At 62.0% G+C, this 17857-nt stretch carries 15 protein-coding genes and 1 other RNA gene; 3 read left to right on the top strand and 13 right to left on the bottom strand.

The window, feature by feature from the left end; genetic code table 11:
- Position 1: 1 nt before the first annotated feature.
- From murD to AC4CWH_RS04255, 12 genes are all read right to left on the bottom strand, one after another.
- Positions 2-1408 carry a UDP-N-acetylmuramoyl-L-alanine--D-glutamate ligase gene (gene murD / locus AC4CWH_RS04310; RefSeq protein ID WP_491320538.1) on the bottom strand — a complete coding sequence of 469 codons (1407 nt, stop codon included), beginning with the start codon at positions 1406-1408 and terminating at the stop codon, positions 2-4.
- A gap of 4 nt (positions 1409-1412) precedes the next feature.
- Positions 1413-2513: a phospho-N-acetylmuramoyl-pentapeptide-transferase gene (mraY, locus tag AC4CWH_RS04305; RefSeq protein WP_491320537.1), complete on the bottom strand. Its 1101-nt coding sequence runs from the start codon at positions 2511-2513 to the stop codon at positions 1413-1415.
- Between the two features lie 22 nt (positions 2514-2535).
- The gene (locus tag AC4CWH_RS04300) at positions 2536-3969 is read right to left on the bottom strand and encodes a UDP-N-acetylmuramoylalanyl-D-glutamyl-2,6-diaminopimelate--D-alanyl-D-alanine ligase (RefSeq protein ID WP_491320536.1); all 1434 of its coding nucleotides are present in this window, start codon (positions 3967-3969) and stop codon (positions 2536-2538) included.
- Positions 3966-5426 (bottom strand): UDP-N-acetylmuramoyl-L-alanyl-D-glutamate--2,6-diaminopimelate ligase, encoded by a 1461-nt coding sequence (locus AC4CWH_RS04295; RefSeq protein WP_491320535.1) that lies wholly within the window; start codon positions 5424-5426, stop codon positions 3966-3968. Before AC4CWH_RS04295 ends, AC4CWH_RS04300 begins: the two co-directional genes overlap by 4 nt.
- Before the next feature lie 65 nt (positions 5427-5491).
- Entirely contained in the window at positions 5492-7237 is a 1746-nt protein-coding gene (locus tag AC4CWH_RS04290; RefSeq protein WP_491320534.1) for a peptidoglycan D,D-transpeptidase FtsI family protein, read from the bottom strand.
- Positions 7237-7707: a cell division protein FtsL gene (ftsL, locus tag AC4CWH_RS04285; RefSeq protein WP_491284396.1), complete on the bottom strand. Its 471-nt coding sequence runs from the start codon at positions 7705-7707 to the stop codon at positions 7237-7239. Before ftsL ends, AC4CWH_RS04290 begins: the two co-directional genes overlap by 1 nt.
- Positions 7708-7709: 2 nt before the next feature.
- Positions 7710-8735 carry a 16S rRNA (cytosine(1402)-N(4))-methyltransferase RsmH gene (gene rsmH / locus AC4CWH_RS04280; protein WP_491320533.1) on the bottom strand — a complete coding sequence of 342 codons (1026 nt, stop codon included), beginning with the start codon at positions 8733-8735 and terminating at the stop codon, positions 7710-7712.
- A 14-nt stretch (positions 8736-8749) separates the two neighbouring features.
- A complete protein-coding gene (mraZ, locus tag AC4CWH_RS04275) occupies positions 8750-9190 on the bottom strand; it encodes a division/cell wall cluster transcriptional repressor MraZ (RefSeq protein ID WP_491284394.1) in 441 nt (146 codons plus the stop codon).
- 508 nt (positions 9191-9698) lie between these two features.
- Positions 9699-10128, bottom strand: an RNA gene (gene rnpB / locus AC4CWH_RS04270) — RNase P RNA component class A.
- Between the two features lie 55 nt (positions 10129-10183).
- Positions 10184-11374 carry an NAD(P)/FAD-dependent oxidoreductase gene (locus AC4CWH_RS04265; protein ID WP_491320532.1) on the bottom strand — a complete coding sequence of 397 codons (1191 nt, stop codon included), beginning with the start codon at positions 11372-11374 and terminating at the stop codon, positions 10184-10186.
- 119 nt (positions 11375-11493) lie between these two features.
- On the bottom strand, positions 11494-12261 hold the full coding sequence (locus tag AC4CWH_RS04260; protein WP_491320531.1) for an N-acetylmuramoyl-L-alanine amidase: 768 nt from the start codon (positions 12259-12261) through the stop codon (positions 11494-11496).
- Complete coding sequence (locus tag AC4CWH_RS04255) at positions 12258-12998, bottom strand: tellurite resistance TerB family protein (RefSeq protein ID WP_491320530.1); 741 nt, start codon at positions 12996-12998, stop codon at positions 12258-12260. Before AC4CWH_RS04255 ends, AC4CWH_RS04260 begins: the two co-directional genes overlap by 4 nt.
- A gap of 336 nt (positions 12999-13334) precedes the next feature.
- Between AC4CWH_RS04255 and AC4CWH_RS04250 the strand changes: the two genes are divergently transcribed.
- The 3 genes from AC4CWH_RS04250 to AC4CWH_RS04240 all read left to right on the top strand — a co-directional run bounded on the left by AC4CWH_RS04250 (position 13335) and on the right by AC4CWH_RS04240 (position 16460).
- Positions 13335-14546, top strand: a complete 1212-nt coding sequence (locus tag AC4CWH_RS04250) for a pyrophosphate--fructose-6-phosphate 1-phosphotransferase (RefSeq protein WP_491284390.1) — start codon at positions 13335-13337, stop codon at positions 14544-14546.
- A gap of 66 nt (positions 14547-14612) precedes the next feature.
- On the top strand, positions 14613-15242 hold the full coding sequence (locus AC4CWH_RS04245) for a hypothetical protein (protein WP_491320529.1): 630 nt from the start codon (positions 14613-14615) through the stop codon (positions 15240-15242).
- A 99-nt stretch (positions 15243-15341) separates the two neighbouring features.
- On the top strand, positions 15342-16460 hold the full coding sequence (locus AC4CWH_RS04240) for a transglycosylase SLT domain-containing protein (protein WP_491320528.1): 1119 nt from the start codon (positions 15342-15344) through the stop codon (positions 16458-16460).
- A 16-nt stretch (positions 16461-16476) separates the two neighbouring features.
- On the opposite strand, the gene AC4CWH_RS04235 is transcribed toward AC4CWH_RS04240, so the two are convergent.
- Positions 16477-17844, bottom strand: a complete 1368-nt coding sequence (locus tag AC4CWH_RS04235) for a serine hydrolase domain-containing protein (protein WP_491320527.1) — start codon at positions 17842-17844, stop codon at positions 16477-16479.
- Between the last annotated feature and the right edge of the window lie 13 nt (positions 17845-17857).

Below are 17857 nucleotides of genomic sequence, written 5' to 3'. Positions count from 1 at the left end.
GTCACATCCCCTTTTCCGGTTCGACCAGCATCGTTGCGCCGTCGAGTTCTGCGACCAGGGAGACGAAAGCTTCGCCCCGGACCTCGAAATTCTTGAACTGATCGAAACTGGCGCAGGCGGGCGACAGCATCACGGCAGACGCGCCGTTATCGTCTGCGGCGTCCTCTGCGGCATGGGCGACGGCCCGGTCCAGCGTGCCGGAAATCTCGTAAGGAACGGCCTCGCCGAGTGTTGCGGCAAATTCCGCCGCCGCTTCGCCGATCAGGTAAGCCTTGACGATATGCGGAAAAAGTGGCGCGAGGCTTGCGATGCCGCCGGCCTTCGGCAGACCGCCGGCAATCCAGAAGATGCGCTCGTAGCTGGAGAGTGCCGGTGCGGCGGCTTCCGCATTGGTGGCCTTGGAGTCATTGACGAACACCACCTGCCCGCGCCGGGCCACCGGCTGCATGCGGTGTTTCAGGCCGGGGAAGCTTTTAAGGCCGGCCCGGATCTCCTCTTCCGACACGCCAACGGCGCGGCAGGCGGCAATGGCGGCGGCCGCGTTCTGGGCGTTGTGGCTGCCCTTCAGCGTATCGATGGCGGAGAGATCGGCAATCTCGTGGGTGGCACCGGTTTCGGCAGCGATCAGCCGCGCACCCTCGGCATAAATGCCATGAGCGACGGCACTGCGCCTGGATATACGCTGCACGCTAACGCCTGCCCGCTCCACCCGGTCGGCAATCAGCGCCGAATGGCTGTCGTCAATGCCGACGATCGCCGTATCGCTGCCGGCCACCAGCCGCTCCTTCACGTCGGCATAATGCTGCATGGTGCCGTGGCGGTCGAGGTGATCGGGCGTCAAATTGAGAAGGATGCCGGCGCTCGGATTGATCGTCGGCGCCAGGTCGATCTGGTAGGAGGAGCACTCCACTACATAAAAACGCTCCGCCTTCGGCGGATCGAGCGTCAGGATAGCCGTGCCGATATTGCCGCCGAGCTGCGTGTCGCGGCCGCTTTGCGTAAGGATATGGGCAATCAGCGCCGTGGTGGTGGATTTACCATTGGTGCCGGTAATGGCGATAAACGGGCAATCGGGCGCATGGGCCCGACGCTCGCGCACGAAAAGCTCGATATCGCCGATGATCTCGACGCCGGCCGTGCGGGCCAGATCCACCGACCAGTGCGGTTTTGGATGGGTGAGCGGTACGCCGGGAGCAAGCACGAGGGCTGCCTGCGCTGACCAGTCGATGGTGCGCAGGTCTGCCGTCAGAAGGCCGGCTTCAGAGGCCTTGGTTACGCTATCAGGATTGTCATCGTAGGCCGTCACCTCGGCACCACCGGCCTGAAGCGCCTTTGCCGTGGCAAGGCCTGAACCGCCGAGCCCGAAAAGAGCGACTTTTTTGCCGGCAAAGGTGGCGACAGGGATCATGATCTCACCGCAGCTTCAGCGTGGAAAGGCCGAGCATGGCAAGACCCACGGCGATAATCCAGAAGCGGATCACAACCTGGCTTTCCGTCCAGCCGAGCTTTTCGAAATGGTGGTGGATTGGCGCCATCAGGAACACGCGACGGCCGGTCAGCTTGAAGAAACCGACCTGGATGATGACCGATAGTGTTTCCATGACAAAAAGGCCGCAGATGATCGCCATGACGATCTCGTGTTTGGTGGCAACCGCGACCGAGCCGATGAGGCCGCCGAGCGCCAGCGAACCGGTATCGCCCATGAAGATGGCAGCCGGCGGCGCGTTGAACCAGAGGAAGCCGAGCCCCGCCCCGATGACGGCGCCGAGAATGACGGCGAGTTCGCCGGTGCCGGGCACGAAGTTGATCTGCAGGTAATTGGCAAACACGGCGTTGCCGGCGAGATAGGCGATGCAGCCGAAGGAGGCCGCCGCAATCATGACAGGCACGATGGCCAGACCATCGAGACCATCGGTCAGGTTCACGGCATTGCCGGCGGCGACGATGACGAAGCCGCCGAACAGCACGAAGAACAGGCCGAGATTGACCACAAGCTCCTTGAAGAACGGAAACGCGATGGAGGTACCAAGCACCGAGCCGGGCGGGCTGTTGGTCACCGCGACGCGCATCATGAAATACACCGCGATGCCGGCGATCAGGAACTCGATGCCAAGACGGGCCTTGCCGGAAAAGCCCTTGTCGGTCTGCTTGGTGACCTTCAGATAGTCATCGTAAAAACCGATGGCGCCGAAGCCGAGCGTCACGAGCAGCGTTGCCACCACATAGACGTTGGAGAGATCCGCCCAGAGCAGCGATCCGCCAACGATGCCGGCCAGAATCATCAGCCCGCCCATGGTCGGCGTTCCCGCTTTCTTGAAATGGGTCTGCGGCCCATCGGCGCGGATCGGCTGGCCCTTGCCCTGGCGGATGCGCAGCGAGGCAATGATCTGCGGCCCGAACATGAAGACGATCAATGCCGAGGTAAACATCGCCGCACCCGTGCGGAAGGTGATGTAGCGAAACAGGTTGAACACCTGGAAGGTGCCCGCAAGCTCGACGAGCCAGATCAGCATGATGTGTCTTTCTTGATGCCGGTCAAAGTTGGCGCTCCGTGTCGGGCAATGCCGGGTAGTTGTCAATAAGTGCGGAGACGATCTTACCGAAGCCGAGGCCGAGGGAGGATTTCACCATCAGCACATCGCCCGGCATCACGTGGCCCACGACGAAATCGGACAGTTCGGCGGTCGTCGCATGGTGTTCGACATGAACGGTGTCGGGGAGCGCGTCGCGCAGCGCCAGCATTTCCGCGCCCGACAGCCAGACATGCTCGATGCCGGCCGACAGCAGCGCACCGGCGAGATCCTCATGAACGCGGGCGGAAAACTCGCCCATTTCCAGCATATCGCCGAGCACCGCGATACGCCGACCGGCGCCGTGCGGCACGCTTTGCGAAAGAAGCGCAAAGGCGGCCCGCATGGAAGCCGGATTGGCATTATAGCTCTCGTCGATCAGCGTGAGATAGTCTCCGCCGATCGCCAACTGGTGACGCTCACCGCGGCCCTTGACGGCACGAAGGCCTGCAAGGGCGGCCTTCGCCGCGTCCATGTCGGCCCCGAACAGGGCTACGACGCCGAGTGCCGCCATGGCATTTTCCGCGATATGACGGCCGGGCGCACCAAGATGCACCTCAATCGTCTCGCCGTTGATCACGGCCCAGATGGTCGAGCCTTCCGCCGTGCCCTCAAAATCGGCGAGGCGGAAATCCGCCTTGGCGTGCTGGCCGAAGGTCAGCATGTTCTCAACCCCGACCTCCAGCGCCCTCTGCTCCAGAAACGGGTATTGTCTGGTGTCGCGGTTGATCAGCGCCACGCCGTTTGGCTCGATCCCCTCAAAAATCTCGGCCTTGGCGGCGGCGATTTCCTCAAGGCTTTTGAAGTGGCCGAGATGGGCGGCCGCAATCGTGGTGATGACAGCCACATGCGGGCGCACCATCTTCACCAGCGGGCGGATTTCATCCGGATGGTTCATGCCGATTTCAAAGACGCCGAAATCGCAATCAACCGGCATGCGGGCAAGCGTCAGAGGCACGCCCCAGTGATTGTTGAAGGAGGCAACGGCTGCATGCACCTTGCCGGAGGGGCCTAAAACATTGCGCAGCATCTCCTTGGTCGTGGTCTTGCCGACGGATCCGGTGACGGCAACGATCTGCGCGCGGCTGCGGGCACGCGCGGCAACAGCCAGCTTGCCAAGCGCTGCCAGCACATCCTCGACGACGATCATCGGAATGGTGAGCCTGCCCATCGCGGGAAGCTTTGCTTCGCTGACGACGATCAGCGAGGCGCCATTTGCGACCGCAATCGTTGCGTAATCATGGCCATCCACCCGGTCGCCCTTGATGGCGAAGAAGGCTTCCCCCGGCGTGATCGAGCGGCTGTCGATGGAAATGCCCGTAATGCCCGAGGGGGGCGAGCCAAACGGTCGGCCACCCATGGCAGCCATCATATCCGCGGTATCCCAGAGCCAGGTCAAGCTTGCGTCTCCTCCAGTGCCTTGCGGGTTTCGACGTGATCGGAGAACGGCAGAACCGTCGTTCCGATTGTCTGGCCCTCCTCATGTCCCTTGCCGGCCACGATCAGCGTATCGCCGGCGCCAAGCATGGCAACGGCATGGCGGATCGCGTCAGCGCGGTCGGCAATTTCGGTCGCACCCGGTGCTGCGGCCATGATTTCGGCCCGGATGGTGGCCGGCATTTCCGAGCGGGGATTGTCATCGGTGACGATGACGACATCGGCAAGGCGCGTTGCAATCTCGCCCATGATCGGCCGTTTGCCCTTGTCGCGGTCGCCGCCGCAGCCGAACACGACGATGACGCGGCCGGTGGTAAAGGGCCGCACGGAGGACAACACATTGGCGAGCGCATCCGGCTTATGGGCATAATCGACATAAGCGAGCGCGCCATTCTTTGCCTGCCCGACCAGTTCCAGCCGGCCAGACGCGCCTACGAGCTTTTCAAGTGCTGCCATCGCAAGTTTTGGCGCAACGCCTGTGGAGATGGCAAGGCCTGCGGAGACCAGCGCATTGGCAATCTGGAAATCGCCGGCCAGCGGGATATCGACTTCGAAGATGGCGCCACCGACATGCACTTCGGCCATCTGCCTGTGGCGGAAATGCTCGACACGCTTCAACGTGATGAAATTGCCGGCGCGGCCGACAGTGCGCACATCATGGCCCGCTTCAGTTGCGACGCGAATGGCTTCGGCGGACCAGGGATCATCGGCAAAGATCACCGCGGGGCTTCCCTTCGGCAGAAGATCGGCAAACAGCCGCATCTTGGCGGCCATGTAGTCCTCGATCGTCGGGTGGTAATCCATGTGATCGCGGCCGAGATTGGTGAAGCCGGCAGCAACAAGCTGGACGCCGTCAAGGCGATACTGGTCGAGACCGTGGCTGGAGGCTTCCATCGCCGCATGGCTCACGCCCTCGCCGGAGAGTTCAGCCAGCAACTGATGCAGCGCCACCGGGTCCGGCGTCGTCAGCGATCCGTATTCGTTGCGGGTTGGCGAAATCACGCCGGTCGTGCCGATCTGGGCAGCGGCAAGGCCGGCATGCGCCCAGATCTGGCGGGTAAAGGAGGCAACGGAGGTCTTTCCGGCCGTGCCTGTTACTGCCACCATGGTCTGCGGCTGCGGCCCGTAGAGACGCGACGCCGCCAGCGCCAGAAAGCGGCGCGCGTTAGAAACCACGATCACCGGAACATCGGCCGCAACAGGCTGGCCTGACACGACAGCAGACGCGCCGCGGGACACCGCATCGGTGATAAAACCTGCGCCATCAGCCTTGTTTCCGGCAATCGCCACAAACAGCGTGCCCGGCAAAACCTTGCGGCTATCGGCGGTAAGACCCGAAATTTGCACATCGCCCACCGGTCCGGCGAGCACGTCTGAAATCTCCGGAAATTCCCCGCCGGAGAGCTGTCTCAAATTCATCGGTACCCTCTCTCAGCTGCAACCCAAACTCTGGGCTGCGAATCGTCGGGTGCAGTCATTATGGCCTAATAGGACACCAGAGTGGCTGACCCATCTTCCCCGAAAAGCGGTTTTACACCGAGAATTGCGGCGGAACGGCGGATGATTTCCTTCACCATCGGTGCGGCGCTGTTACCGGCGAGCACTGCACGGTCGGTTTCGCTGCGCGGATCGTCGATGAAGGTCAGCACGACATATTGTGGCTTGTCGATCGGAAAGGCGGCCAGGAAGGCGTTGAAGTTGTGGTCGTGGTTGTAACGGCCATTGATGACCTTGTCGGCCGTGCCCGTCTTGCCACCAACATTGAAGCCATCCACCAGTGCGTTCTTGCCCGATCCCTTGACACCGTTCCAGCGGAACAGATAACGCATGTTCTCGCTGGTCTGCGGTCGAATGACGGTTTTTGCCACCTCATCCGCCTGAGCACGCGTGCGCGGCAGGAAGGTCGGCTCGATCAGGCGTCCGCCATTGACGAGAGCCGCACCCGCCACTGCCGTCTGCAGCGGCGTGGTTGCCACGCCATGGCCGAAGGAGATCGTGATGGAGTTGATCTTCTTCCACTCGCGCGGCTGGCTGGGCATGGCCACTTCCGGCAGTTCCGTCTGCATCTTGCTGAGCAGCCCCATCTTGGTCAGAAACGCCTTGTGCCCGTCGATGCCCACCACGTCGGCCATCTTGGCGGTGCCGATATTGGAGGAATACTGGAAGATTTCCGGCACGCTCAGCATGCGGCTCTGGCCGTGAAAGTCCTTGATCGTGTAACCGCCGATGCGGATCGGATAACGGGCATCGAACATGTCGTTGATCGAGGCCTTGCCGCTGTCGAGCGCCATGGCCAGCGTAAACGACTTGAAGGTGGAGCCCATCTCGAATGTGCCGTTCGACATGCGGTTCAGCCAGCCGTCTTCGCTGCCGCCAGCCGGATCGTTGGGATCGAAATCGGGCGCGGACGCCATCGCCAGCACTTCGCCGGTATTGGCATCGAGCACCACGCCGCCGGCGCCCTTGGCCTTGAACTTGGTGATGTTTGACATCAGCACTTCGCGCAGGATCGCCTGTACGCGCACGTCGATGGACAGATGCACGGGCTCGAGCGGCTGGCTGCTGGTCATGCCGACGGCGGCAAGATCGGCAAGACCCTGGCTGTCGACATAACGCTCCATGCCGGCCACGCCGCGGTTGTCGATATTGACGTAACCGACGATATGGGCAGCCGTCGGGCCACCTGGATAAAACCGGCGCTTTTCCGGGCGAAAGCCGATGCCGGGAATGCCGAGCGCCAGGATCTGGCTCTGCTGCTTCGGCGTCAGCTGGCGACGCAACCACTGGAAGCGCGATTTCGACGACAGCTTGTTGTAGATCTGGCGGCTGTCGATATCCGGCAGAACGGTGCGCAGCTTTTCGATCACCTCGTCGGGATCAACGATCTTGTGCGGCTCGGCAAACAGCGAGACCGTGCGGATGTCGGTCGCCAGCACTTCGCCGTTGCGGTCCAAAAGGTCCGGGCGCGAGGCCATCAGCCGGTCGGCCGGCATGATGCTCGACGTCGCCTCGGGCTGCATCGTGCCGTAATAGATGAGTTTGCCGCCGATCACGCAGTACATGATGGCGAAACCGCCGATGATGATGCCGACGCGGGTGCGGGTCTGGCCGTTGCGCCGCTTGCGCACGCCTTCAAAGCTTGGGCCACGCTGCGAAAAATTGACGCCGCGGGCACCGGCGGAAAAATGGGCCCGGCTCTTGAGCACCATGACACGGGAGAGGAAGGACATCAGCGCCTCACCGATCCGGTTGAAATGACATCGACGGAAGAGGCCCCGCGCGGCAGGGGCACGGGAATGTGCGGTTCTGGCTTGGAGGCCTTTGCCTTGTCGACACCTGCAATGGCAGCCGCCACGGCCGGATCATTGCCAGCGATTAACTGCTCGATGGTGGTTTCCGGCTGCGGCAGCTGCGATTTCGGCATCGGCAGTTCCTTGGGCATGGCAAGCTGCGTCGATTCGGTCGGCACAAGATCGAGTTCCGACTGGTAGACGGCGGTCAGCCGGTGCAGACGGTTCGGCTGCGTCAGCAGCGCCCAGTCGGCCTTCAGAAGATCGATCGTGTCGCGCTCAAGCCGGATTTCCGTCTCGATGCGGTGGACCTCCTCCAGCTTCAGTTCGGCGCGGTGCTTGATGCTGTAGGTGACGACGGCGGTTGCCGTCATCACGCCGATCAGGATCAGGTCGAAGCTTCGCAACATGGTCAGGCTCCCAACTTGTCGAGGCTGGCAAGATCAGGCAGGTCGAAGATGGAAAGGTCGGCTGCGGCGGGCGGAGCGGCCGTGCGGAACGCGGCACGCAGCTTGGCGGAGCGGGCGCGCGGATTGATCTCGGCCTCGGCTTCCGTCGCAGATTGCATGCCCTTGCCGATCGGCTCGAACACGGCAGCCTTTTCCTCCACCATCGGCATATGGCGCGAGCCGGTGGCGCGGCCGGACCGGTCGGCGAGGAAACGCTTGACGATACGGTCTTCCAGCGAATGGAAGCTGACGATGACGAGACGACCGCCGGGCTTCAGCGCCCGTTCGGCGGCAAACAGCGCGCGGGCAAGCTCGCCCAACTCGTCATTCACGAAGATGCGCAGCGCCTGGAAAACACGGGTGGCCGGGTGGATCTTGTCCTTGGCCTTGCGCGGATTAACGGTCTCGATGAGGTTGGCAAGGTCACGCGTGGTAACGAAAAGCTCGGACGCACGGCGCTTTTCAATGGCGCGCGAAATGCGCCCAGCCTGCTTTTCTTCACCCAGAAAACCGAAGATGCGGGCGAGATCGCCGGGTTTTGCCCGGTTGACGACATCGGCCGCAGAAACGCCCGACGACGACATGCGCATGTCGAGCGGGCCGTTGCGCTGGAAGGAAAATCCGCGCTCGGCTTCATCGATCTGCATGGAGGAAACGCCGATGTCGAGCACGACGCCATCGAGCCCCTCTTCGGGCGCGTGGTCGGCAAGGCGTGAAAAACGGGTGGCGTGCAGCGTCAGGCGGCCATCAAATTCCGTGACCATCGCCTGTCCGGCCGCAATCGCATTGGGATCGCGGTCGAGGGCAACGACATCAGCACCGGTGGACAGGATCGCGCGGGTATAGCCGCCGGCCCCGAATGTACCATCGAGAATAGTCTTGCCGGGGGCCGGAGCAAGTGCCGAAAGCACTTCTCCCAGCATCACCGGAATGTGGCGCATCGGTCCGCCATCGGCCTCGGAAATTCCGTCGCCAGGATTAGCCGCCATTCCGATCCCCTGTCTTATGCAGGACGCGCCGCAAACGTGGCCCGCCCCGCTCTTGCCGCCGCCTGCGCCTCGTGGAACGCCTGCGGCTGCCAAAGCTGAAAATGATCCGAGCGGCCGACGAAGGTTACTTCCGTCGTCACGCCGGTGAAGTCGCGAATAAAATCCGTGACCATCAGCCGGCCTTCCGCATCGAGCCGCATATAGACGCCGCCGCCGTGAACCAGCAGCGACATCGCATTGGCCTCCGGCGAGAACGGGTCCGCCTGGGCGATCTGGCGCTCGTACCGCTCGAGCAAATCCGGACCGCCGACGCTCACCGCCGGAAACACAAGATCCTGGAGACAATAAAGCTCCTGGATATCCCGCTGCGCGAGCACGGCTCGAAACGGCGCAGGCACGGAAACCCGCCCCTTCGCATCGATCCTGTTCGTCGCATTGGACAAGAAGCGGTTCATAACGCCAAACACCCGGCCCATTTATTAGCAGAGCGAAATTACACCCCACATTACGCAAGCCACCGGACACAACCGAGCCGTTCAGACGGAACACATTCCGTCCGGTTCCCCCTTGCGGGAGCGCTCCGAAACTGTCCGATGAAAGGGCACCTATCTGCCCGCTCGCAGTGTGGAATTGGGATAACATGGGACCATATGGGCGTCAATGGGAAGCCGCCACACCGGACCGTGGCAACCTGAATTATTTATAACCTGTTAAGTTTAACAAAGGGTTAGCGAGAACTTCCCAGAGACCGCCGCAAACACGGCCGGGAGAGGACGGGGAAAGCCGGTTAAGTCGTTGCCATCACGACAACATTTGCAAAAACCCGAGTGCCTGTCACTATGCAGAGCACAACCCTAACGATATTTAAGGTTTTACCGCACCGCAGCGTTAGCGCAACCAGAAGCACATGACGAAGCACCGGAGAGCGAAACCGCCCTCCGGTCGCAACGGATAAAAAATGAAATCGCCAGTTGGCCTGTAAGCCGGGTTCTGTATGGCACCGGTGCAAGCACCGGAACGTGGCAGCCATTCATCTGGGACGGCGTTTACACGCCGCCTCACGCAACCCACCCGGATGACTGGCCCGGAAACAGGCTGTAGTGCAAAAAGCACCCGCGTCATCCCTATTCGGTCTTGCTCCCGGTGGGGTTTACCATGCCGGTCCTGTTGCCAGTCCCGCGGTGGGCTCTTACCCCACCCTTTCACCCTTACCCCGCCAGCTCTTGCGCTCAAACCAGAGCACAACAGCAGGCGGGGCGGTTTCCTTTCTGTGGCACTTTCCCTAGGGTCACCCCCGCCGGACGTTATCCGGCACCGTATTTCCGTGGAGCCCGGACTTTCCTCACCCTACCGCCTTTCGGCATTGGTAAAGCGCGGCTGCCCGGCCAACTGGCAGGGGCTCCTTAGACGGTTTGAAAGCCGAATGCCACCGGAAAGACGAAAGCAGCTCAGGCAAAATCCGGTGCGAAGGAGACGCCATAGACCTCATCCTCGATCCGGCCCCTGTGGAGCAGTTCGGCACCGAGACGGCCGATCTCATCGGAACTTTTGGCGGCCGCCCCGCAGCCGCCGGTCAGAACGGCAACCGCCGGGCTCTCCGTATAGCCGATGGCGGGATAGCCGCTCGGGGTCTTCGAGACGACGCAGGCGCCCGTCGAGATGCGTGTGACATCTATGCCGGGCACCAGTGTTTCGATGATGCCGGCATGATGATCGCGCACGCTCTCGCGCCCGCCGGAGCGGAACCAGGCGCGCATGTCTTCATCGCGCGTCAGCAGAATGTCGTCGGGATCGCCGCCGATCTTCAGGTAGGTCTTGCCATCGGGATAACGCACCGGCGGCAGCATATAGATGTGGTTGCGGCTGTCGCGCGGCTCGTAGATCAGGGAGGGCATGCCGGCAAACTGCGGCAGTTCCTCGTCGGGGATCTCGAAGAAAGTGACCGTGCGGGCATAAACCGCCATATCGACCGGGCGCGCCATGAGATTTTCCGCGATGGAAAAGCCACCGGCGGCCACCAGCGCCTTTTCGGCGCGATAGATCTTGCCTTCTGCGGTCAATACCACGGCAAGCCCGCCCTCCTCGCGCACAGACACCACCGTCTCCGCGGTTTTCCGAGCACCCTGGCGTTCGGCCAGCAGCGACTGGGCCGAAACCAGCGCGCGCGGGTTCACGTAACCGGCGTTTGCAGCCTCGAAAACACCGTGGCAGGCCGGTTCGAAACCGAAACAGGGAAAATTTTCGGCAAGGGATGTATCGTCCATCGAAGCGGTTTCGACGCCGAGCGTTTCAGCCGCCTTCAGGGTGCCGTTGATATAGGTGTGACCGGTGGCCGGGTCCGGCCCGACCATGAGGCAACCAACGCCGTGATAAAAGCGGATGCCGCTGTCGCGTTCGATTTCGCCATAGCGGGCGATGGAGCGGTTGGCGAGGCGCGCCCAGACCGGGTTAGAATCGATGGTACGGGTGATTCGCGCCTCGTCGTAATGGCTGCCAAAAACGCCCGGGTGGGTTTTTGCATCCGCCGGTTCGTCCGGGCCGATCAGCGCCACGCCGTCTGTCCACTGCGTCAGGTGGCGGGCGGCAGCTGCCCCCATCATGCCCCTACCGATGATGATGTATTTGAAGTCCGGCGTCATGATCGCCTCTCGCCTGCCCTGTTGCTTAAAAATCCGTGGCGCACTGATAGCGGTTTGCGCGCCGGTTTAAAGAGGCGAAACGGTCGCAGCAGAGCAGACCGTAACCTTGAGCGGAAGGATCAGGCGGAAGCACCGTAGCGCGGCAGGTGCGACAGAAGCCGATGCAGCGTCTCGATGGTCGACATGTCGGCAATGCCATCGACCCTTTCCTGACGGAAATGCCGCTGGAAGGCTTCGACCACCCCTTCGGTCTTTTCGCAGAACTCGCCGGTGATCTCGATGCCGTAACCGTAGAGCGCCAACATGCCCTGCAGCGCCTCCACCGGCTGGCCGCTTTCACCACGCTGGAAAAACCGGCCGCTGCGGATCGGGCTCGGCTCGACCCAATGACCGATGCCGGCGCGAAAAAGCCTTTCCCACGAAAAATTCTCGCCGGGATCGACCTTGCGCTTCGGCGCGACGTCCGAGTGGCCGAGCACCCGTTCCGGGCGGATCGACCAGCGGGCGGCACAATCGCGGCAGAGTGCAATCACAGCCTCGATCTGTTCATCGGGATAGGCTGGCAGGCCGCCGGGATGGCCGGCATTGGCGATTTCGATGCCGATGGAGCGGGAATTGATATCCGTCTCGTCGGCCCAGACACTTTTGCCGGCATGCCAGGCGCGGCGCGCTTCCGGCACCATCTGCACCACGCGACCATCCGGCCAGACGAAATAATGGCTGGAGACCTGACTTTCGATATTTTTGAGCCACGAGATCGCCTGCCCGTGATCGGCCATGCCGGTGTAATGCAGGATGATCATGTCGGGCGCGACACCGCCGACGCGTTCGCCATGGTTGGGCGAGGGATCGACCCTTGCGCCTTCGAAATCGGGCACCAGTTTCATGCGGCCTTGCGTTCCCGTTCAATCGCCGCATAGGCGGCATTGAGGGCTGCCATGCGCTCGTTGGCGGCCGCATGCAGCGCTTCGGGCACGCCGCGCGCAATCAGCTTGTCGGGATGATGTTCGGACACCAGCCGGCGATAGCGCTTGCGGATCTCGGCAAAATCATCCTCCGGCGAAACGCCGAGGATGAGATACGGATTGCCCCCATCGACTTCCACGTGGCGGGCAAGAATGCGGCGGAAGTGATCCTCGTCGATGTGGAAGATTTCGGCGATGCGGGCCAGGAAATCCAGCTCCTTCTCATGCACCATGCCGTCAGCCTTGGCGATGTGAAAGAGGCCGTCGACGACGTTTTCCAGCATCTGGCAGTTTTGCTCGCCGGATCCGCAAAGGCCCGCAAGCTTTTCGGCGTAGGCCTCGTAGCCGGCGACATCCTGGCGCGCGAGATTGTAGAGGCGCGCGACGTTTCGCGCTTCCTCTTCCGGAAAATCAAAAATCTGGCGAAATGCCTCCACTTCGGAGGCAACCACGGCACCATCGGCCTTGGCCATCTTGGCAGACAGCGCGATGATGGCAACCGAGAAGGACACCTTGCGACGGGTTTCCGGATCGCCTTCGAACAGTGTACGGATAGCCTCCACGACGCGCGACAGCGCATTGTGGGCGGCGTCGCCGACACTGCCCAGCAGTCGCTCCCACAAGTTCGTCAGTTGAAGGCATGCAAAATCTAAAATCATGCTGCACCTGACCAAATTCTGGAACCCTTGGCAAGCGCAAGCCGGCGAAGGTCGGGTTAAACTTTGTTCACCCTTACGGGATTGGTTTGTGCCCGGTTCAGCAAGAAGCCAAAACGTCGCAGTCCGGCACAGCGGCCGGCCGCAATCCGGGTGACGTGGAACGGCGCCGGCAGCGCCCCTGTTCCTCATCTCATATTTGAACCGATTAAATCCGCAAGCGTTCCAGAAAAGCTGCGAAATGCCGGATTTTCTTGAGAAATTCACTTTACAGCCGCAAAGCTCTGTCGCATCCCTTTGCCAGTTCATGGCAAGGCGCAACGGCGCCAAGGAGGTTCGATGGCCAAGCAGAAAGTGGCAATGCTGACAGCAGGAGGGCTTGCTCCATGCCTGTCATCGGCAGTGGGCGGTTTGATCGAGCGTTATAGCGACATCGCCCCCGAACTGGAGCTTGTCGCCTACCGTTCCGGCTATCAGGGCGTGCTGCTGGGAGATCGAATCGAGATCAACCAGACCATGCGCGAGGGTGCCCATCTTCTTCACCGATATGGCGGCTCGCCGATCGGCAACAGCCGGGTGAAGCTCACCAATGCCGCCGACTGCGTCAAGCGCGGCCTGGTCAAGGAAGGCGAGAACCCGCTGAAGGTTGCCGCCGACCGGCTGGCAGCCGATGGCGTGACCATTCTCCACACGATCGGCGGCGACGATACCAATACGACGGCCGCCGACCTTGCCGCCTATCTCGCTGAAAACGGTTATGACCTCACCGTCGTTGGCCTGCCGAAGACGGTGGACAATGACGTGGTGCCCATCCGCCAGTCGCTCGGTGCGTGGACGGCGGCCGAAGTCGGCGCGCATTTCTTCGATCATGTCAGCAACGAGCAGAGTGCAGCCCCGCGCACGCTGGTCATCCATGAGGTGATGGGCCGCCACTGCGGCTGGCTGACGGCGGCCACCGCGCGCGCCTATATCCAGGACACGTGCAACAATGAATATGTCGAAGGCTTCATGATGAACACCCAGATGAAGAACATCGACGGGCTCTACCTGCCCGAGATGGCCTTCGACCTGGAAGCGGAAGCCGAGCGTCTGCGCGGCATCATGGATACCTGCGGCTTCGTGACGCTGTTCGTCTCGGAAGGCGCCGGCCTGGAAACCATCGTTGCCGAGCGCGAAGCCTCCGGCGAAAAGGTCAAGCGCGATGCGTTTGGTCACGTGAAGATCGACACGATCAATGTCGGCAACTGGTTCCAGACGCATTTTGCCTCGCTTTTGCATGCGGAACGCTCGATGGTGCAGAAATCCGGCTATTACGCCCGCTCGGCCCCGGCAAACCAGCAGGACCTGCGCCTCATCCAGGGCATGGTGGATCTGGCCGTCGAAAGCGCGCTGAACGGCATATCCGGCGTGACGGGTCATGACGAAGACCAGAATGGGAAATTGCGCACGATCGAATTCCCGCGTATCAAGGGTGGCAAGCATTTCGATCTCTCCACCCCCTGGTTCGGTGACGTCATGAACTTCATCGGGCAGCCTTTCCGGGCGGCGTGATCGAAACCGTGGCCGGCCCGCGAGGAAAGACCGGTCTTGTGTGGAGATTGATGCGGAGGAGACGACATGAGCATCGAGGCGATCCTGATATTTTCAGTGCTCTGCCTGCTGACGCTATATCTGCCTTCGGCATCCAGCCGTTTTCTGGCGGCCTATACCATTGCTCGCGGCAAACCGCGGGCAATGGCGCTTGTTCCGGCCATGACTGCCGGTTCCTTCCTGTCGTTTGCGGCAGGATTTGCGATCTTCCTCTGGCTCTCGGTGTCGCTGCGCAGCATGCATGAAACGCTTGGCTGGGCAGCCCTTGCCTATCTTGCGCTTTATGTCGGCAAGGGCCTGCAGCAGGGCATTCGCCAGCGCGCCGCCGATAATGACAACCTTCGCGAGAAATCTCTTGTGCGCGGCATGGGCCGTTGCCTTATCGCCCAGGTGCGCCCGGGCCTTGCCATCGCCTTTGCCGCACTTCTGGTTCATCTGGCTGATTCGTCGGGGACAACGGAACGGTTGGCGCTTCAGGCCGCTGCGGGTTTTGCCATGGCAGCCATCGCATCTGGCCTGTTGCAGGTGCTGCTTGCCGGGCGCAGCACCCGCAAGATGCGGCTTGTAAGCCTGAAGAACGCGGCCTCCGCCACCCCGCGCACGCGCTTCATCGCGCGCCGCGCCGTCAGCGCCGGTTACCGCCGAATTGCCGCATAAAATCCTCGGGCTTGCCGCAGGCGTTCGGATAAGTTAAGAAATCTTTAGATTTGAGGGGCACTTGCAGGCTGGGACAATCATCTTCGTGAAAGTGAGACCATGGCGATAACCCGAATTTTCGGTTGCAACGCGGTTGTGGCGTTTGCGATTTGCGGGGCTGTTTCCGGCTGCTCGAGCGTGGAAACGGCTTCCAACAAGGCAGCTGACACCACCGAACAGTCTGCGGACGTCGCTTCGGCGGGGGCACCTGCCGCTGAGCAAACCGCAGGACAACAGTCGGCAACCAAGACCGGGCGCATTTCCATTGCCGCTGCAGCGGCGGCTGCGACCGGCGGGCCTGTGGAGGCACCGGCCGGCTCGATCATGACCGTTGCTGAAAAAGGTGGCCGGGTTCACGCCGTGGCGCTTCCGACCGGCCAATCGGCCATTGCCGCGCAAAACGATGCGGTGCGCGCCGCCCTCGCGCAGGCCTCAGAAATGCCCGTGGTGACGCCGGCGCTCGCCGTGGCTCCCACATCGATGCAGACAACGGGCGCCATGGAAGCCATCAATGTGGCCACCACAACGGCCAACACCATGACGGCCCCGGTTGCGGCATCCCCGCTTTCCAGGTCGCGTCAGGATATTTCGCCTGATCTCCAGACCGCCTCCTTGCGCTCGACACAAAAGCCCGAGGAAAAACATCTCGGCATTCCCGCCGACGTCTCGGAAGGCTACGCCGCCATTCCGACGCCGCGTCCGCGCCCTGCCTCGTCCAGCACCTCTTCGATGCTGGCTTATGCATCGCCTGCCCAGCCACTGTCTTCGGTCTCCAACGATTTCTTCCCGCCGGCGCCCGGTGCTCCCGTGCCGGAAACGGCAGAGGCCAGCACGCCCACGCTGAACAAGCTGATCAAGCGTTATGCCGGCATGTATGGCGTGCCGGAATCGCTCGTGCACCGCGTCGTGCATCGCGAAAGCCGCTACGACCCGAAGGCTTACAACAAGCGCGGTTATTTCGGCCTCATGCAGATCAAGTATTCCACGGCAAAGTCGATGGGATATGGCGGCACGCCGGAAGGCCTGCTCGATGCCGAAACCAATCTGAAATACGCCATCAAATACCTGCGTGGCGCCTGGCTGGTGGCCGATAACGAGCCGGATGACGCAATCGGCCTTTATGCCCGTGGCTATTATTACGATGCCAAGCGCAAGGACATGCTCTACGTCCTGAAATAACCGGTATAAGGCGCGGTTACTCCAGCGCCTGCGTTACTGCCTGAACCAGCGCGCCCGGCCGATATCCTGTTGATGCCGGAGACAGGCCGAGACGCACAACCACCAGCCGTTTTGAAGGAATGACTGTGACGCTCTGACCGTCATGGCCTTGCAGCGCAAACTGGTCGTTCGGTACAGCAGCCCCCTCCCCCGCCCTCCGAGACGCAAGCCATGTCTGAATGCGGGAATAACGCCCGCCGGATGTCGCGTTCGCACGCCACATATCCTCGACCAGATCCGCCGGCAGGATGGTGCGGCCCTGCCAGACACCTTTGTCTGGCAGAAGAAGCCCGAAGCGCGCCCAGTCACGCGCCGTCGCATACATGTAGGAACTGCCGGCAAAGGTTCCCGACTCGTCCGGTTCAAACACCGCGCTCCCCATCCCCAGCGGCTCAAACAGCGCCTTGCGCGGATAGGCCAGCGCCTGCTCAGCATTGCCGAGCCGGTCCATCCAGATGCGCGACAGAAGAACGGCCGTACCGGAGGAATAGTTGAACTCCGTGCCGGGTTTCTCGGCAAGGGGCAGGCTTGCGGCAAAGCCGGCCATATCCGGCTCCAGAAACAGCATCCGCGTGACATCCGCCACGGTGCCATAGTCCTCGTTGAAGGCAAGACCGCTTTCCATGCCGAGCAGTTGCGCAACGGTGATTTTTGCGCGCGCGTCGCCCTTCCATGCGGGAAACAGGTTGTTTTCGTCGAGCGAGATGCGCCCATCGCGCACCAGCGTGGCGATGAGGGCGGCATTCACCGTCTTCGTCATCGACCAGCCAAGGAGAGGCGTCTTTGCATCGAAACCCTTGCCGTAGCGCTCTGCGACGATACGACCGTCTTTCACCACCACCACGGCCCGCATACCCGGCCCCGTCAGGTTATCGCGCGACAGGATCTCCGAAATATCCGGGCGCGGCGTCACCGTCTCACCTTTCGGCCAGAGAGCTTGTGGCTCCGTCGACGATTCGCGCGCATCAGCTGCCAGATTGACGGCGGCAAGGCTTTCAGGCTTTGCGCCATCCGCCAGCACGCTGCACCCGAGCCCTCCACGGTACATCGCCGTCACCGGCGCGATGCCGCCGACAAGTGCTGCATGGACAAGGCCCGCATCTCGCTCGACATTCACCCGCATCAGCCGCAGCAGCGGATTACCGGGCGCCTGCACATCTTCAGACAGCACCTCTGCCGGCTCGCGCCCCGCCAGAAACACGTTCGAGCAGACAATCTTTGCCGCATAACCGCTTCCCACCCGCAACAGCGTGGGCGGCGATGCTTGAAGCCAGACGAAACCGGCAACCAGCAACAACGCGACAAAGACGAGGGAAAGTTTTGCAAGACGAAGCACAAGGCGCATCAGATCATTCCTG

The sequence above is a fragment of the Neorhizobium sp. PAMB6716 genome, assembly GCF_058242805.1.
Note: the sequence above shows the minus strand (reverse complement) of the source record. Positions and strands in the feature narration are given on the sequence as shown.

Bases quoted from the DNA above. Each gene is read 5' to 3' on its own strand.
- AC4CWH_RS04235 (WP_491320527.1), bottom strand. From the start codon at position 17,844: ATGCGCCTTGTGCTTCGTCTTGCAAAACTTTCCCTCGTCTTTGTCGCG.
- AC4CWH_RS04245 (WP_491320529.1), top strand. From the start codon at position 14,613: ATGAGCATCGAGGCGATCCTGATATTTTCAGTGCTCTGCCTGCTGACG.
- mraZ (WP_491284394.1), bottom strand. From the start codon at position 9,190: ATGAACCGCTTCTTGTCCAATGCGACGAACAGGATCGATGCGAAGGGG.
- mraY (WP_491320537.1), bottom strand. From the start codon at position 2,513: ATGCTGATCTGGCTCGTCGAGCTTGCGGGCACCTTCCAGGTGTTCAAC.
- AC4CWH_RS04290 (WP_491320534.1), bottom strand. From the start codon at position 7,237: ATGTCCTTCCTCTCCCGTGTCATGGTGCTCAAGAGCCGGGCCCATTTT.
- AC4CWH_RS04240 (WP_491320528.1), top strand. From the start codon at position 15,342: ATGGCGATAACCCGAATTTTCGGTTGCAACGCGGTTGTGGCGTTTGCG.
- rsmH (WP_491320533.1), bottom strand. From the start codon at position 8,735: ATGGCGGCTAATCCTGGCGACGGAATTTCCGAGGCCGATGGCGGACCG.
- AC4CWH_RS04255 (WP_491320530.1), bottom strand. From the start codon at position 12,998: ATGATTTTAGATTTTGCATGCCTTCAACTGACGAACTTGTGGGAGCGA.
- AC4CWH_RS04260 (WP_491320531.1), bottom strand. From the start codon at position 12,261: ATGAAACTGGTGCCCGATTTCGAAGGCGCAAGGGTCGATCCCTCGCCC.
- AC4CWH_RS04265 (WP_491320532.1), bottom strand. From the start codon at position 11,374: ATGACGCCGGACTTCAAATACATCATCATCGGTAGGGGCATGATGGGG.
- AC4CWH_RS04295 (WP_491320535.1), bottom strand. From the start codon at position 5,426: ATGAATTTGAGACAGCTCTCCGGCGGGGAATTTCCGGAGATTTCAGAC.
- AC4CWH_RS04250 (WP_491284390.1), top strand. From the start codon at position 13,335: ATGGCCAAGCAGAAAGTGGCAATGCTGACAGCAGGAGGGCTTGCTCCA.
- murD (WP_491320538.1), bottom strand. From the start codon at position 1,408: ATGATCCCTGTCGCCACCTTTGCCGGCAAAAAAGTCGCTCTTTTCGGG.
- ftsL (WP_491284396.1), bottom strand. From the start codon at position 7,707: ATGTTGCGAAGCTTCGACCTGATCCTGATCGGCGTGATGACGGCAACC.